Source organism: Paenalcaligenes sp. (assembly GCF_030152715.1).
Lineage (GTDB): Bacteria > Pseudomonadota > Gammaproteobacteria > Burkholderiales > Burkholderiaceae_B > Paenalcaligenes > Paenalcaligenes hermetiae.
Genome location: NZ_JASLIX010000080.1, coordinates 1 through 15,713, shown reverse-complemented (window position 1 = coordinate 15,713; position 15,713 = coordinate 1). Strand labels below are relative to the sequence as shown.

At 48.9% G+C, this 15,713-nt stretch carries 14 protein-coding genes; 1 reads left to right on the top strand and 13 read right to left on the bottom strand.

Annotation, left to right across the window (positions count from 1 at the left end; all coding sequences use genetic code 11):
• Window positions 1-17 precede the first annotated feature (17 nt).
• From hflC to ndk, 13 genes are all read right to left on the bottom strand, one after another.
• Window positions 18-902, bottom strand: a complete 885-nt coding sequence (hflC, locus tag Q1V74_RS06460; protein WP_260650488.1) for a protease modulator HflC — start codon at window positions 900-902, stop codon at window positions 18-20.
• A 9-nt stretch (window positions 903-911) separates the two neighbouring features.
• The gene (gene hflK / locus Q1V74_RS06455) at window positions 912-2,225 is read right to left on the bottom strand and encodes an FtsH protease activity modulator HflK (protein WP_300647575.1); all 1,314 of its coding nucleotides are present in this window, start codon (window positions 2,223-2,225) and stop codon (window positions 912-914) included.
• Complete coding sequence (hflX, locus tag Q1V74_RS06450; RefSeq protein ID WP_300647564.1) at window positions 2,200-3,297, bottom strand: GTPase HflX; 1,098 nt, start codon at window positions 3,295-3,297, stop codon at window positions 2,200-2,202. Before hflX ends, hflK begins: the two co-directional genes overlap by 26 nt.
• An 81-nt stretch (window positions 3,298-3,378) precedes the next feature.
• Window positions 3,379-3,615: an RNA chaperone Hfq gene (gene hfq, locus Q1V74_RS06445; RefSeq protein ID WP_260650443.1), complete on the bottom strand. Its 237-nt coding sequence runs from the start codon at window positions 3,613-3,615 to the stop codon at window positions 3,379-3,381.
• Window positions 3,616-3,714: 99 nt separating this feature from the next.
• Entirely contained in the window at window positions 3,715-4,788 is a 1,074-nt protein-coding gene (gene hisC, locus Q1V74_RS06440; protein WP_300647563.1) for a histidinol-phosphate transaminase, read from the bottom strand.
• Window positions 4,789-6,153, bottom strand: a complete 1,365-nt coding sequence (der, locus tag Q1V74_RS06435) for a ribosome biogenesis GTPase Der (protein WP_300647574.1) — start codon at window positions 6,151-6,153, stop codon at window positions 4,789-4,791. It lies immediately after the preceding gene.
• A 5-nt stretch (window positions 6,154-6,158) separates the two neighbouring features.
• Entirely contained in the window at window positions 6,159-7,316 is a 1,158-nt protein-coding gene (gene bamB, locus Q1V74_RS06430; protein ID WP_300647562.1) for an outer membrane protein assembly factor BamB, read from the bottom strand.
• 2 nt (window positions 7,317-7,318) lie between these two features.
• Complete coding sequence (locus Q1V74_RS06425) at window positions 7,319-7,954, bottom strand: tetratricopeptide repeat protein (protein WP_300647561.1); 636 nt, start codon at window positions 7,952-7,954, stop codon at window positions 7,319-7,321.
• A 3-nt stretch (window positions 7,955-7,957) separates the two neighbouring features.
• Window positions 7,958-9,241 (bottom strand): histidine--tRNA ligase, encoded by a 1,284-nt coding sequence (gene hisS / locus Q1V74_RS06420; protein ID WP_300647560.1) that lies wholly within the window; start codon window positions 9,239-9,241, stop codon window positions 7,958-7,960.
• A 23-nt stretch (window positions 9,242-9,264) separates the two neighbouring features.
• Window positions 9,265-10,551, bottom strand: coding sequence for a flavodoxin-dependent (E)-4-hydroxy-3-methylbut-2-enyl-diphosphate synthase (gene ispG / locus Q1V74_RS06415; RefSeq protein ID WP_300647558.1), 1,287 nt, complete (start codon window positions 10,549-10,551; stop codon window positions 9,265-9,267).
• Window positions 10,548-11,024, bottom strand: a complete 477-nt coding sequence (locus tag Q1V74_RS06410) for a helix-turn-helix transcriptional regulator (RefSeq protein ID WP_300647557.1) — start codon at window positions 11,022-11,024, stop codon at window positions 10,548-10,550. Before Q1V74_RS06410 ends, ispG begins: the two co-directional genes overlap by 4 nt.
• Window positions 11,021-12,172, bottom strand: a complete 1,152-nt coding sequence (rlmN, locus tag Q1V74_RS06405) for a 23S rRNA (adenine(2503)-C(2))-methyltransferase RlmN (RefSeq protein WP_260650436.1) — start codon at window positions 12,170-12,172, stop codon at window positions 11,021-11,023. Before rlmN ends, Q1V74_RS06410 begins: the two co-directional genes overlap by 4 nt.
• 30 nt (window positions 12,173-12,202) lie before the next feature.
• Window positions 12,203-12,628, bottom strand: a complete 426-nt coding sequence (gene ndk, locus Q1V74_RS06400; RefSeq protein WP_260650435.1) for a nucleoside-diphosphate kinase — start codon at window positions 12,626-12,628, stop codon at window positions 12,203-12,205.
• Window positions 12,629-12,867: 239 nt separating this feature from the next.
• Here ndk and Q1V74_RS06395 point away from each other — a divergent pair.
• Window positions 12,868-15,713, top strand: a 2,846-nt coding sequence (locus tag Q1V74_RS06395; RefSeq protein ID WP_300647555.1) for a valine--tRNA ligase, incomplete at its 3' end; no start/stop codon positions are given.

The following is a 15,713-nucleotide window of genomic DNA, read 5'->3' as shown; positions in this document are numbered from 1 at the left end:
AAAGAATAACACTGTATTTAATTTGCAGCGCCTGGTGCCCCAATGTTTTTCCAGTAGCGGAAAAACTCCGATTCAGGACTAATTACCAGAGTATCGTTTTGTGAGCTAAACGCATGACGGTAAGCTTCTAGGCTACGATAAAAACGATAAAACTCCGGGTTTTTAGAATAAGCTGCCGCATAAATATCGGCTGCCTCGGCTTCACCCTGACCGCGAATGGCCTCAGCTTGAGCATACGCATCTGCTAATAGCTCTTCACGCTCACGATCCGCTTCAGCACGAATACGTTCACTTTCTGCCGCCCCTGTCGCACGCAGACGGTTCGCTTCTTGTTTACGCTCAGCTTCCATACGGCGATACACCGACTCGGAAATCTCTGGCGCAAAGTCAATACGACGTAAGCGCACATCAACGACCTCTACCCCTAGCGGTTTAGCACGGTTACGCACTGCCTCAAGCACCTCGCGCATAATCGCATCCCGTTGATCGGAAACCACTTCTTTTACAGTACGTACGTTAACGGAAGCATTCAAGGCATCACGAATCTGTGCTTGTAAACGCTCGATAGCACCACGGTCGGAGACACCAAACGTCACGTAAAACAACCGCGGATCATCGATGCGCCATTTTACGTAAGAATCAATCAACAGGTTTTTCTTTTCTGCCGTTTGAATACGTTCAGGATCTTTAGATTCGATCGTCTGAAGACGCTTATCTAAGAACACCACATTTTGAAAAGGTGGCGGCAATTTAAAATATAGCCCTGGCTTCGTGATGGTTTCTTTCACTTCACCTAGAGCAAATACCAATGCGGCATCACGCTCTTTGACAATAAAAAGCGAGGACGACAACACCGCTAGCGCAATGGCCAATACGATCAGCGCAGGAAACAAACGTTGCATCATGACCTCCTAGCGGGAATATGGGGAATAAGGGTTGCTTAAATTACCCACGTCATTAGCATTAGGAATGCTAGTGGTTGCAGGCACGCGTGGTGTAGTCGTGGCACCAGAAGACGTATTCGACGCCGCCGCAGAAGCGGCCGCATGAGCAGGCTGAGCACTGCTGGTCGCGTCTTTTGCCACCTGTTTAGCCATCTGATCTAAGGGTAAGTACAACATATTATTGTTTTTGCTATCCACCATCACTTTGCTGGTGTTAGCGAGAATTTCCTCAAAGGTACTGAGGTATAAACGATCACGCATCACGCCAGGCGCCTTCACGTATTCCGCAACCACACTATTAAATCGTGCGCTATCACCTTTGGCATCACCAATCACCTTGGCTTTATACCCTTCGGCTTGTTGCAGCATACGCGCTACCTGACCGCGCGCCTCTGGCAAGACTTTATTAGCGTAAGCATTTCCTTCGTTAATTTGACGCTCACGATCCTGTCCTGCTTTTACCGCATCGTCAAAAGCAGCTTGGACTTGCTCGGGGGGCTGTACGTTTTGGATCGCCACCGTGCTAATTTGCACCCCGGTTTTATAGCGGTCTAAAATGGTTTGAGCAAGCTGCTGGACTTCAGAGGCGACCTCGGTACGACCGGAGTAAAGCACGAAATCCATCGGTTTTTTACCTACGATCTCACGCATCGCGGTTTCTGCCGCCTGACGTACGGACTCATCGGGATTATTCGTATTAAATAAATAATCAGGTGCTCCAGTCTGCAGCAAACGATATTGCACCACAAACTGAACATCAACAATGCTTTCGTCTGCGGTAAGCATTAAAGACTCAGAAAGCACTTTATTGCGGGAATTACCACGAAACCCGATTTCAAAGGTACGTAGCTGCGCAATATTGACATTTTGATGGTCTTCAATCGGACTAGGCCAGCGCCATTGCAAACCAGGATTGAGCGTTTTGGTGTATTGACCAAAACGTGTGACAACAGCCACTTGCCCCTCTTGGACAATGACAAAACCCGTTGATAGCCAAAAGCCAATGACTAATATCAGCAACCCTAAAAAGAGCTTAGGTGAGCCTTTAGGAAGCTTAGCGGGCTGACGTCCACCAGAGGGTGGTGGATTTTGGTTACCACCCTTATTACCAAACATAGAGGACAAGCGTTTATTAAAATCACGCCACACCTCATCCAAATCGGGCGGAGTCTGTTGATTGTCAGGACGGCGAGGCGGTTGCTGCTGATTACCACTATTTTGGTTGCCGTCACGTCCCCAACCGGGATCATTCAAATTATAAATTCTCGTCATGGAACGTATTACTTTCCAGTATTTGACCTGACTCAACAATAGCTGTGCGCAAGTCATCTAAACCAGCTCTTTGCAGAGCGCTGACAAAAACTCGCACTACATTACCCTCTTCGTCTCGTTCTAGACGAGGTGATAATCCAGTGGAGTCGATTTTGTTATACACCAATATGGTAGGAATATGATCCGCACCAATATCAGCTAAAACCTTATTTACTTCGTGTACTTGTTCATCTTTTTGCGGGCTTGCTGCATCTACCACGTGTAAGAGCAAGTCCGCATGAATGGTTTCCTCGAGCGTAGCACGGAAAGCCGCAATAAGCGTAGGAGGTAAGTCTCGAATAAAACCTACGGTATCCGAAATAACGACTTGACCAGCCCCTTCTATCCAAATACGTCGCGTTGTGGTGTCTAGCGTAGCAAAAAGCTGATCTGCTGCATATGCTCCAGCACGCGTTAACGCATTAAACAAAGTGGATTTACCCGCGTTGGTATATCCAACCAGTGAAACATTTAATGTGCTGCTGCGCAAACGCGCACGCCGCTGCGTTTGTCGCTGACGATTGAGTTTGTCTAAGCGCTCTCGCAGCTTTTTGACTTTTGCACCAATCATACGGCGATCCAGTTCAAGCTGAGATTCACCCGGACCTCGAATCCCAATCCCACCCTGCTGACGCTCCAAATGTGTCCACATCCGAGTCAACCGTGTGGATAAATGCTGTAACTGTGCTAGCTCTACTTGTAGCTTACCCTCGTGGCTTTTAGCCCGTAATGCAAAAATATCTAAGATCAAAAGCACCCGATCCACAACCCGACGTTTAAACTCGCGTTCGAGGTTACGCTGCTGGGCTGGGCTAAGCGCCTGATCAAATAAGATGATTTCCACATCATGATGATCTGCAAGTAGAACGGCTTCTTGAAGCTTGCCCTTACCGATAAACAAAGCCGGATCTGGTCGATCACGCTTTACCACCACAGTATCCATGATCTGTGCTCCAGCACCCTGAGCCAGCATCTGGAACTCTTCGGCATGGGCCTCGTAATCTAGGCTCCCCATGTTAACGCTGATAATTAACGCACGCATGGGATAACCCCTGTAAAAACAAATACCCGCCAGACACAAAAACATGTCTGAGCGGGGAAATTACACGAAGTCATGAAACGATTATTCAGTGCCTTCGTCCGCTTTTAAATTAACAGGACGGGCTGGTACTACAGTGGAAATGGCATGTTTATAAACCATTTGCGTCACCGTGTTACGCAATAGCACAACGTACTGATCGAATGACTCGATTTGGCCTTGAAGTTTAATGCCGTTAACAAGGTAAATCGAAACAGGAATATGTTCCTTGCGTAGGGCGTTTAAAAATGGGTCTTGTAGTATTTGCCCTTTGTTACTCATTGGCTAAGCTCCAATTATGTTGTTATATAGGTGAGTTCACATCAATTTATTGTAAGGCATATTGAATATGCCCGCTACAAACCAATAATAGGCTTGGTATTACGCGTTAAGGATTTCACGCAATGCTGCTATTAGTTTAGCGCATTGTTCAGGCGTACCAACGGTAATACGCAAAAATTGTTCGATACGAGGCTGCTGAAAATGGCGTACTAAGATATGACGATCTCGTAAGCCCTGATGCAATTGCTGTGCTTCATGATCCGCATGTCGTGCAAAAACAAAGTTGGTTTTAGATGGCAAAACCTCAAAGCCCAACTGCTGTAAGTCTTTTGTCAGCTTATCGCGGCTCTGCATAATCGCAAAGCGTTTTTCATCAAAGTAGGCCTGGTCCTCTATGGCCGCTACGGCTCCAGCCTGAGCTAAAGTGTCTAGCGGATAAGAGTTAAAGCTATCTTTAACCCGTTGCAATCCTGCAACAATTTCAGCAGAGGCCACTGCATACCCCACTCGCAGCCCGGCTAAAGCATACGATTTAGATAGCGTATGAATCACCACAATATTAGGATACTGGGCAATCAAAGCCACAGCGGAGTCGGCCCCAAAATCCACATACGCCTCGTCCACCACGACAGCTGAGTCTGGGTTAGCCTGTGCAATATGTGCGATGTCATCTAGTGCTAAAGCGATACCCGTGGGTGCATTGGGATTAGCAAAAATAATCGCAGCGGGTGCGACCTCGCGCTCGCGGGTATAGTCCTCGACACGGATAGTGAAGTCCTCGGCGAGCGGAATCACCTCGGCCGGCACCTTAAAAAAAGCGCAATACGTCTTGTAAAAACTATAGGTGATATCCGGCAAAAGCAACGGACGCCCCGCACGTAAGAACAAAGTATTAAAAACATGAGCCAAGACTTCGTCAGAGCCATTACCTAAAAATACTTGATCCGTTGCGACGTTATGCTTTTTTGCTATGGCGCTCAATAACGCCGAAGCCTCGTAAGGAGGATACAAGCGTAAGTCGTCATTGTTTTTGGCCGCAATCGCGGCAAAAACGCGGGGAGACGGACCATACGCATGCTCATTGGTATTGAGCTTAAGTAGTTGCTGTTTAGGTTGCTCGCCCGGAACATACGGGACCAATTCATGAATATGATCGCTCCAAAAACGACTCACTTATTTCTCCTGAACATATGGGTTACGTGATGACTTTAACTCCACGCGTAATGGCGTGCCCTCGAGATCAAAAGTCTCACGGATGCGTCCTTCTAAATAGCGCTTATAGCTGTCTGATACGGCCTCTAAGCCACTACCATGCACTACAACAATGGGCGGGTTTTGTCCACCTTGGTGCGCATAGCGTAGCTTAGGCCTAAATATGCCTTTGCGAGGAGGCTGCTGCTGTTCTACGGCCTCATGAATCACTCGAGTTAGCTTGGGTGTAGAAAGACGGCGATAAGCCGCAGCATGCGCGCTTTTCACTGAACGCATAACTTGGGCGATCCCTTGCCTATTTAAAGCTGAAATGGTGTGGACCTTAGCAAAGTCTAAAAAGCGTAATTTGCGCGCATACTCTCGCTTTGCCCATTCACGCTTATAGCTATCCACATCGTCCCATTTATTGATCGCAACGACTACAGCGCGACCTGACTCCACCACAAAGCCGGCAATACTCGCATCTTGATCCGAGATTTCCATCGAGGCATCTAGCATCAGCAAAACAACGTTTGATGCTTCAATAGCCTGCAAGGTTTTAATGACCGAAAATTTCTCAATGGTCTCAAAGACACGGCCTTTTTTGCGTAGCCCTGCCGTGTCAATCAATGTGTAAGGTGTACCTTGATGCTCGAATTCGATTTCGATCGCATCCCGAGTGGTTCCTGGCATATCAAAAGCGATCACCCGCTCTTCACCCATCAACGCATTAATAAACGTCGATTTACCTACGTTAGGCCGCCCCACAATAGCCAGCTTGATACGATGCTGAGGCGCTTCGTCCGTAGCATCTGCATCAAATTCGGGCTCTTCTGGCAGATTCGGCTCGGGAATATGCGACAAGGCCTGCTCGATTAAATCCCCTACCCCATCACCATGAGATGCAGATATCAGGTAGGGCTCGCCTAAGCCAAGCTCGTGAAACTCAAAGCCTGCCGCGCCATAACGCATGCCCTCGGCCTTATTGACGGCAAGCAAAACCGGCTGACCGCTACGACGTAAAAGCTGAGCAATATCGTAATCGAGGCGATTGACGCCCTCTCTGGCATCCACCAAAAATATAATGACATCTGATTCGGCAATGGCTTGCTCAGTTTGGCGTGCCATCTCGCGCACAATACCATCTTTGACAACGGGTTCAAAGCCCCCTGTATCCACCACTAAATAGGGGCGAGAGCCAAGGCGACCCTCGCCATAATGACGATCACGGGTAAGACCAGGAAAGTCAGCAACTAGAGCCTGCCTAGAGCGCGTTAAACGATTAAACAACGTGGACTTACCAACGTTAGCACGCCCAACAATCGTAATTACCGGTTTAAAAGCAATGCTTTTCAATTGACACCAACCAATACTAAATGACCATTGCCCGTTTGTACGAGTACACCGTGTTCGGTGCCAACCAATGGCGAGACAATGGCTCCCGAGCCTACATGTAAACGTCCTTGCAAACGCCCATCTACCCGTGAGACAAAATGAATATATCCTTGGAAATCCCCAAAGATGACCTGATCGCCTGCAACAGCGGGCCCAGACAGCTTACGATTACGCAGACCGTCCTGCGTCCACACAACCGTGCCATCCCCTAAGCCAAAGGCGGAAATCTCATCACGCTGATTCGCCGCAAAAAGCATACGGCCGTCAGTAGCCATACCGGTTTTTGTGGAGTAGTCATGCTGCCAAACTGGGAAGCCACCCTGAGCGACATCAAAACAAACAATACGCCCTTGATAGGAAGCACCACACAATAATGGTCCGGCCGCCACAGGGCCACCAACCACATCATTAATACGCTCTAAATCCGTGGCGCCACGCGATTGAGATACCACTCCCTCCCATTGCACCATACCGGTGTGGGCCTCGATGATCATCATGCGTCCATTGGGCAGGCCTGCGATCAGCATTCCATCAAAAATTTCCATTTTGATGTTGGTTTTTAAGGCCAGTGCAGGACCTGGACGCTGCAGACTCCAGAGCAACTCGCCATTACGCGCATCAAAGGCTTGAATACGATAGTCAGAACTACGCACAACGACGACACCATCGCCTACGACAGGTGGCACATTCACTTCGCTACTGGCTTTAGTACGCCATAACTCGTTGCCTGCCGTATCATAGGTTACAACCGAGCCATCACTGGCAGCCACCGCCACCACTCGAGCATCGGCTCCTACCCCTGCCGATAGATTTTTCGCTACTTGCGTGGACCAAAGTGTTTGCCCCGTGCTTAAGCGAATTTGAGCCAACTGCCCTGAAGGCGTGGCGGCATACACCACGTCGCCTACGCGCGCAGGAATAAAGCCAAAACCGGCCCCTTTACCAATAGAAGCAGACCAGCGCACATTAGCAGCAACTTGAGCCTCATAGTCCACCAAAGGAGCGGGCATAAATCGCGGATCTTTGGAAGAAAACATGGAGCAAGCACTGAGCGCAGCAAGACTAAGTGCAACCACGGCAAGTTTAGCCGAGCGTTTATTCAGTATCACAGCCATTTTTATTCCTTTCCAAGGGCATCGAGCTTGAGCTCGACGATTTGTACATAAGCCATCGAGCTCAGAGCCGTTTTAGCCTGTTGCCATTCTGCCCGTGCTTGTTCAAGCTGACCTAAAGCATAGTACACATCACCACGACGGTCAGCATACACGCCCTTGTAAGCGGCGCTGGGAGTTTGTAGTTGGGCAAGCGCTTGTTCATAGTCCTTTTGCTCAAGATAAAGACCGGCTAAACGCAAGCGCGCCATATCGACCATAGCGGTCTCGTGGCCATGATCAATGAGCCATTGCAACTGCGCCTGAGCAGCCTGGACATCCCCCTGCTTTTGTAAAGCCTGCGCCGCGATTAAAATCGCACGACTCGTATAACCTGATTTTGCATAATCCTTACGGAGGACTTCACTTGCAGCTAAAACCCGTGTTTTAGCCTCTTCTCCGTCTTGCCCCGCGGCAAGCTCTAGGGCCTCATAATAACCTAATGCCTTAGTCGCTTGATGCTGCTCATACCACTGGTAGCCACGCCAGCCAATAACGGCTGCCGCAAACAAAAAAGCCAAAATAATGACTTTGGTGCCATTTCGGTCCCACCAGTCTTTGATGGCTTCTAGCTTTTCCTGCTCTTCTATATCGTATGCCATGTGTTATACCTTTGTCTGAAGGTGTGCAGCCAATTGATCAAAGTCAATGCTCTCTTGGGGTTGGTCTTGGTCCGCCATGCGTAGCCATTTCACACTGGCTTGACGCGCTTTTACCTCGTTTTCCCCTAAAATGACAGCAACAACAGCCCCACTGGCATCCGCCCGCCTAAATTGGGATTTAAAACCTGTCGAGCCCGCATGAACCAATACCCGCAGCCCCACATCTCGCAACTGCTCGGCTAACCGCATCGCTTGACGCTGAGCCGCATCCCCTTGGTGCACCATGTATACTTGGCACTCTGGCACCGGCTCTGGCTCGGCATCTTGTAGCCAGAGATCAAGCAAGCGCTCCATGCCAATTGCAAAACCCACAGCAGGAGCCGGTTTACCACCAAGAATTTCCATCAGGCCATCATAACGGCCACCCCCACATACAGTACCTTGTGCACCGAGACGATCGGTTACCCACTCAAAAACCGTTAGGTTGTAATAGTCTAAGCCACGTACCATACGAGGATTAAGAGTATACGCAATACCGGCATCGTCCAAACGATCACAGACCCCTTGATAATGAGCGAGCGACTCTTCTCCTAGATAGTCAAAAAGCTTTGGGGCCTTATTTGCCATGTCTTGCATGGCGGGATTTTTGGTATCTAATACTCGCAAGGGATTGGAATACATCCGACGCTTAGCCTCGTCATCCATGACATCGGTATGCTGCTCCAAATAAGCAATCAAAGCTTCGCGATGAGCCAGACGCTCGTGGCTTTGGCCTAGGGAGTTGATTTCTAAGCGCACATCCTCTAAGCCCAGCTTTTTCCATAGCCGTGCCAACATAATAATTAGTTCTGCATCAATGTCTGGCCCAGGCAAGCCTAAGGCCTCGACGTCAATCTGATGAAACTGGCGATAACGCCCTCGTTGAGGACGCTCATGCCTAAAGACGGGGCCAATTGAATAAATACGATGCGGACGATCATACAGCATATTGTGCTCAATGCAGGCACGCACAATACCCGCTGTAAACTCTGGGCGCATGGTGAGCTTGTCACCATTTAATGAGTCCGTAAAAGAATACATTTCCTTTTCGACGATATCGGTTACCTCGCCAATACCGCGCGCAAACAACTGCGTATATTCCAACACGGGTGTACGCATGTTCCGATAGCCGTAGCTCGCTAACCAATCACGTACGATTTGTTCTAGCTTTTCCCATTGAGCGCTCTCACCTGGGAGAATGTCCTTCATGCCAGTTAAGCCACGAAGTTTTTGTACAGACTTCGACATAAAAACCTTCCGTAGGTCCGAACCTATTGATTTGCTGGGGCGTAGCGCTTTTGTACGTAGTCCAGCACAATTTTTTGAAATTCTTGAGCAATCGTATCACCTTTTAAGGTAACGATGCGTTCCCCATCCACATATACCGGTGCCGCCGGGGTTTCGCCCGTGCCAGGCAAACTAATACCAATATCAGCGTGTCGGCTTTCGCCCGGCCCATTCACTACACAACCCATCACCGCCACATTCATGGTTTCCACACCGGGATACTGATAGCGCCATACCGGCATCTGCTCGCGCAAATAGGCTTGAATATCATTGGCCAACTCTTGAAATACCGTGCTGCTAGTGCGTCCACACCCAGGGCAGGCCACAACCATAGGCGTAAATGCACGCAAGCCCATCGTTTGAAGGATTTCTTGAGCTACGATAACCTCTTGGCGGCGATCACCACCTGGCTCGGGTGTCAGGGATATACGAATCGTATCCCCAATGCCCTGCTGTAATAACACCGATAAGGCAGCAGTTGAAGCGACAATGCCTTTGCTCCCCATACCGGCTTCTGTTAAACCCAAATGCAACGGGTAATCACAACGTGAGGATAGGTCCTGATATACTGTGATGAGGTCCTGCACATGACTGACTTTACATGAAAGGATGATAGCATCGCCCGACAAGCCTAACTGCTCTGCGCGCTGTGCATTAGAAATCGCAGAAACAACCAGGGCTTCACGCATGACAGCCTGGGCTTCCCATGGGCGATGCCGCTGTGCGTTTTGGTCCATCATTTTTGCCATCAGCTCGTGATCCAAGCTACCCCAGTTCACGCCAATACGCACAGGCTTATTGTATTTGCACGCCACCTCGATCATTTGCGCAAAATTGTCGTCTCGACGCTTACCGCCCCCCATGTTGCCTGGGTTAATACGATATTTAGATAGTGCTTGAGCACACTCTGGGTATTCCGTTAGCAGTTTGTGCCCGTTATAGTGAAAATCACCTACGAGTGGCACATCTATATTCATGCGGTCTAGCTGCTCTCGAATAGCTGGTACCTCTTTGGCTGCAGCAGGCGTATTCACCGTAATACGCACCAGCTCTGAGCCAGCCTGAGCTAAGTCCTTAACTTGCAATGCCGTTTCAATGGCATTCTCGGTATCAGTATTGGTCATGGACTGTACCACTACTGGGGCTCCGCCTCCTACCAATACATGATTGGCTCCCCAATTAACCTTGACACAGCGAGTTTGACGGCGCTCTGCCGCGCCGACGGGTAGTGCTGGGCGATCTGAAGTCGCAAAATCAAATAAATCAATCATGACTGAAATTCTTTAAGCCAATCAAATACCAACCAATTTTCAGGAATCCAACCTTGGTCTAAAGCATAAAACAAGGCGATCAGTAACAGCAAGGCGATAATAAGCCACCACCCCCAAGCCCGCTGTGTGGGCTCAGTGTATAACGACATATCTGCACCATCCCATTGCTTCTTTTTCTGTCTAATATTGTGTGTTGCAGTTACACCTGTTTGCTCCTCTAGCATCCCCAACAATAAACTCTCATCAGCCCCTAAAAGTCGAGCATAGCTTTTCACCATCCAACGCAATGGCATCCCACTGGGCAAAGCTTGCCAGTCCTCTTTTTCTAAAGCCTCTAGCTGCAAAGCTGAATATTTAATTCGTATAGAAACGTCGTGATAGCTTAAACCTTGAGCCTGACGTAATTCTGCAATAAAAGGCCCTAACGATTGAGAGGTAAGCTCTAACTCTGGGCTAGAGACAGGTGAGTTCATGCTCGCTCCGGTTGAATTAAGATGGTTCCTTGATTAGGCAAGCGCTCACGAATACGGGTGCGATCACGAATATCCCCGGCAAGCTGACCACAAGCTGCATCAATATCATCCCCTCGGGTTTTACGTATAGTGGTCACCACCCCACCGTCTTGGAGACGTTGTGCAAAGTCACGGACCACAGCCTGCGGCGAACGTTTTAGCCCCGACTGTGGAAATGGGTTAAAAGGTATTAGATTGAATTTGCAGCTGACTTGTTTAGCAATATCTAAGAGCTGCTGCGCATGCTCAGGCTGATCATTAATGCCATCCAGCATAATGTATTCAAAAGTAATAAAGTCTCGCGGCGCGTACTGCAGATAGTTATTACAGGACGCAATGAGCTCACGTAATGGGTGCTTACGATTAAGCGGTACTAGCTTGTCACGCAAGGCGTCATTAGGCGCATGTAAAGAGACCGCTAACGCAACAGGACAGTCTTGGGCTAAGCGATCCATAAACGGCACTACCCCAGATGTCGATACAGTAACGCGACGCCGAGACAAGCCATAGGCATTATCATCAAGCATCAGTTGCAGCGCAATTAACACCTGATCGTAATTAAGCAGCGGCTCGCCCATCCCCATAAACACTACATTTGTCACATAGCGATCATCCACCACAGGCTGCGGCTGTGCTCCTACTCGTGCAGCGGTGGGATCTTGGCGTAACTGGTCTCGCGCAAACCAAAGTTGCCCAATAATTTCAGCCGCACTTAAATTACGATTAAAGCCTTGGTAACCAGTAGAGCAAAAAGGACAAGCCACGGTGCACCCTGCTTGGCTAGAAATACACAACGTGCCACGATCATCCTCGGGAATATAAACGGCCTCCACGGCATTATTTTGCCCTACATCAAATAACCATTTACGCGTGCCATCCGCAGAGCGCTGTTCAATTTGTTTAGTCGGAGCACAAATCGAACAATGCTCTGCCAACTGCTGGCGAAACACGCGCGCCAAATCCGTCATTTGCTCAAAATCATTAACCCCACGCTGATGAATCCAGCGTTGAAGCTGCTTGGCACGAAACGGCTTGTTCCCCCATTGGGCCACCAGTTCTACCAATTGTTCGAGCGTATGCCCTATGATATTTGTACGAGTTTCTGACATAATGATTTGACGAGCGTGTTAAGCAGTTAATTAACGGCTGTGGATTTCAGTTTCAGCAAAGAAATAAGCAATCTCAACAGCAGCGGTTTCAGGAGCATCCGAACCGTGTACCGCGTTAGCATCAATGCTTTCGGCGAAATCAGCACGGATGGTGCCGGGAGCGGCTTCTTTGGGGTTGGTTGCACCCATGAGCTCACGGTTTTTAGCAATGGCATTTTCGCCTTCTAAGACCTGTACGAACACAGGACCGGAAATCATGAACTCAACTAAATCATTAAAGAAAGGACGCTCTTTGTGTACAGCGTAGAAGCCTTCGGCCTCGGCACGGGAGAGTTGTACCAAACGGGCAGCTACGACTTTTAAGCCGGCGGCTTCAAAGCGAGCTACGATTTGACCAATTGCGTTTTTTGCAACAGCATCAGGTTTAATAATAGATAGGGTGCGTTCAATAGCCATGTAAAATCCCAGTATAAACAAAAATAAGGTCGTTATTGCCTAGACAACGACGACATTGACAAAGAAAATGTTGTTTTTACCAACAAAAACAATCACTTTTGATCTTTTTAAGATAGCGAAGTATTTTAACATGCTCACAGCGTCATGCTGCATCTTAAAATAACGCTTTTAAACTTATTCTTTTTAACAGCCGATTTTGGGGGCAATACCCCACAGGTCTGGCCTAATATCGCAACACAATGACCAACTCTTCCAATACATCTCTACTTGATCAGCTTGCTAAAAGCTTTGAACCCAAAGACATTGAAGGCCCTCGTTATGCCCAATGGGAGCAGGCCGGTTTATTCCGTAGTGGTCAACATGTCCATACCACCAACGATAACGCACCCACTTTTGTGATCCAGTGTCCCCCACCTAACGTGACGGGTACCTTACATATGGGGCATGCGTTTAACCAAACCATCATGGACGGCTTGGCTCGATATCATCGCATGAAAGGCTATGATACGGCGTTTATCCCAGGCACGGACCACGCCGGTATCGCCACGCAAATCGTCGTTGAGCGTCAGCTGGATGAGGAAAATATCTCCCGTCATGATTTAGGCCGCGAAAAATTTGTAGAGAAGGTCTGGGAGTGGAAAGAGCAATCCGGCAATGCCATTACAAAACAAATTCGTCGCCTGGGAGCTTCGTGTGACTGGGAGCGCGAATACTTCACGATGGACGAAAACCTCACTCGTGGTGTAGCAGAAACCTTTGTACGCTTATATGAGCAAGGCCTAATCTACCGTGGTAAGCGTTTGGTCAACTGGGATCCTGTGCTAGGCACAGCGGTGTCTGATCTAGAAGTAGAAAGCGTCGAGGAACAGGGCCATTTATGGGAAATTCGCTATCCACTGACTCAGCCTACCAATGATTTAACGCATCTCGTTGTGGCCACCACCCGCCCTGAAACCATGCTAGGTGACGTAGCGGTCATGGTCCACCCCGACGATGAACGTTACCAGCATCTCATTGGTCAAACGGTTACCTTGCCTTTGGTCGGTCGCGAAATCCCAATCATTGCGGACGACTACGTTGATAAATCCTTTGGGACCGGTGTGGTTAAAGTCACTCCTGCCCATGACTTTAATGACTACGCCGTGGGCGAGCGTCATGGCTTAGACAAAATCAGCATCCTAACTCTCGATGCCAAAATCAACGAAAACGCCCCAGAAAAATATCAAGGCCTAGACCGCTTTGAAGCACGCAAACAAATTGTTGCTGACCTAGAGGCTATCGATGCCCTCCAAGCCATTAAGCCTCACACACTGATGGTACCCCGTGGCGATCGCACCAATACCGTTATTGAGCCTATGCTCACCGATCAGTGGTTCGTTGCCATGAGCAAACCCGCCCCTGCCGACTCGTTACACCCAGGTAAAAGCATTACCGAAGTCGCTCTCGAAGTCGTTGCGAACGGACAAATCAAATTCGTTCCAGAAAACTGGACCAATACTTACAACCAATGGCTTAACAATATCCAAGACTGGTGTATTTCACGCCAACTCTGGTGGGGGCATCAGATCCCTGCTTGGTACTCTGAAGACGGCGAAATTATTGTGGCGCGTGATGAAAACGAGGCCAAGCAAAAAGCGGCTGCCGCGGGGATCCAAGGTGAGCTACGCCGTGACGAAGACGTCTTAGACACCTGGTTTTCATCTGCACTCGTTCCATTTACTGACCTAGGCTGGCCAGAGCAAACGCCCGATCTGGCGAAATACTTGCCCTCCAGTGTTCTCGTCACCGGTTTTGATATTATTTTCTTCTGGGTAGCTCGTATGGTCATGATGAGTATGCACATGACCGGGCAGGTGCCTTTCCACACCGTCTATGTACATGGCCTTGTCTGTGATATGGAAGGCAAAAAAATGAGTAAATCCCGTGGCAATACCATTGACCCCGTGGATCTCATTGATGGTATTGACGTGGAAAGCCTTGTCAAAAAACGCACCTTTGGCTTAATGAACCCTAAACAAGCTGACAGCATTGCCAAGCGCACCCGCAAAGACTTCCCCGATGGGGTTCCAGCTTATGGCACAGACGCCTTGCGTTTCACCATGGCCGCCTATGCAACGTTGGGGCGCAACATTAACTTTGATCTGAAGCGCTGCGAGGGGTATCGCAACTTTAATAATAAGCTTTGGAATGCCACTCGCTTTGTGCTGATGAACACCGAAGCACAAGAGCCTTTTATGCAGTTTTGTGCGTTAACCGAGTACTCGACTGTAGATAAATGGATTCGCAGCCAATTACAGCGCCTCATCCAAACCGTAGAGCGCAATTTTGCCGAGTACCGCTTTGATAACATCGCCAATGCCATTTACCACTTTGTATGGGATGAATATTGCGACTGGTACTTAGAAATGGCCAAGGTACAAATCCAACAAGGCAACCCTGCACAAAAACTGGCCACACAACGTACGCTAATCGAAGTACTAGAAACCGTACTACGTCTCGCGCACCCTATTATTCCATATATTACCGAAGAGCTCTGGCAAAAAGTTTCACTGGTCGCGGCTAAACGCACTGCCGAGGAAAACCTCAGTATTAGCGTACAGCCCTACCCTGAGCCTAACCCAAGCTTGATCGATGAAAAAGCGGAAAAGCAGGTTGCCGAACTTAAAGCTCAAGTCGATGCTATCCGTGCTTTACGTAGTGAAATGGGCTTATCTCCATCAGAGCGTGTACCGCTATTTGCTCAAGGGGATGCCGCTATGCTCGAACAAAATCGTCCATACCTCATGGCGCTAGCCAAGATGTCCGAGGTCGAGCTTCATGAGCAGCTTCCCGATCTGGGCGCCCCTGTCCAAGTCGTCGGAACCACACAACTTATGCTCCATGTGGAAATCGATGTAGAAGCCGAAACCGCTCGCTTGAATAAAGAAATCGAACGTTTAAATAATGAGATAGCCAAAGCCAACGGCAAACTAAGCAACCCAAACTTTGTTGAGCGTGCTCCCGCCGCCGTCGTAGAGCAAGAACGAGAGCGCTTAGCCAGCTTCACGCAAACGCTATCCAAAGTTCAAGAGCAATTAGCTAGACT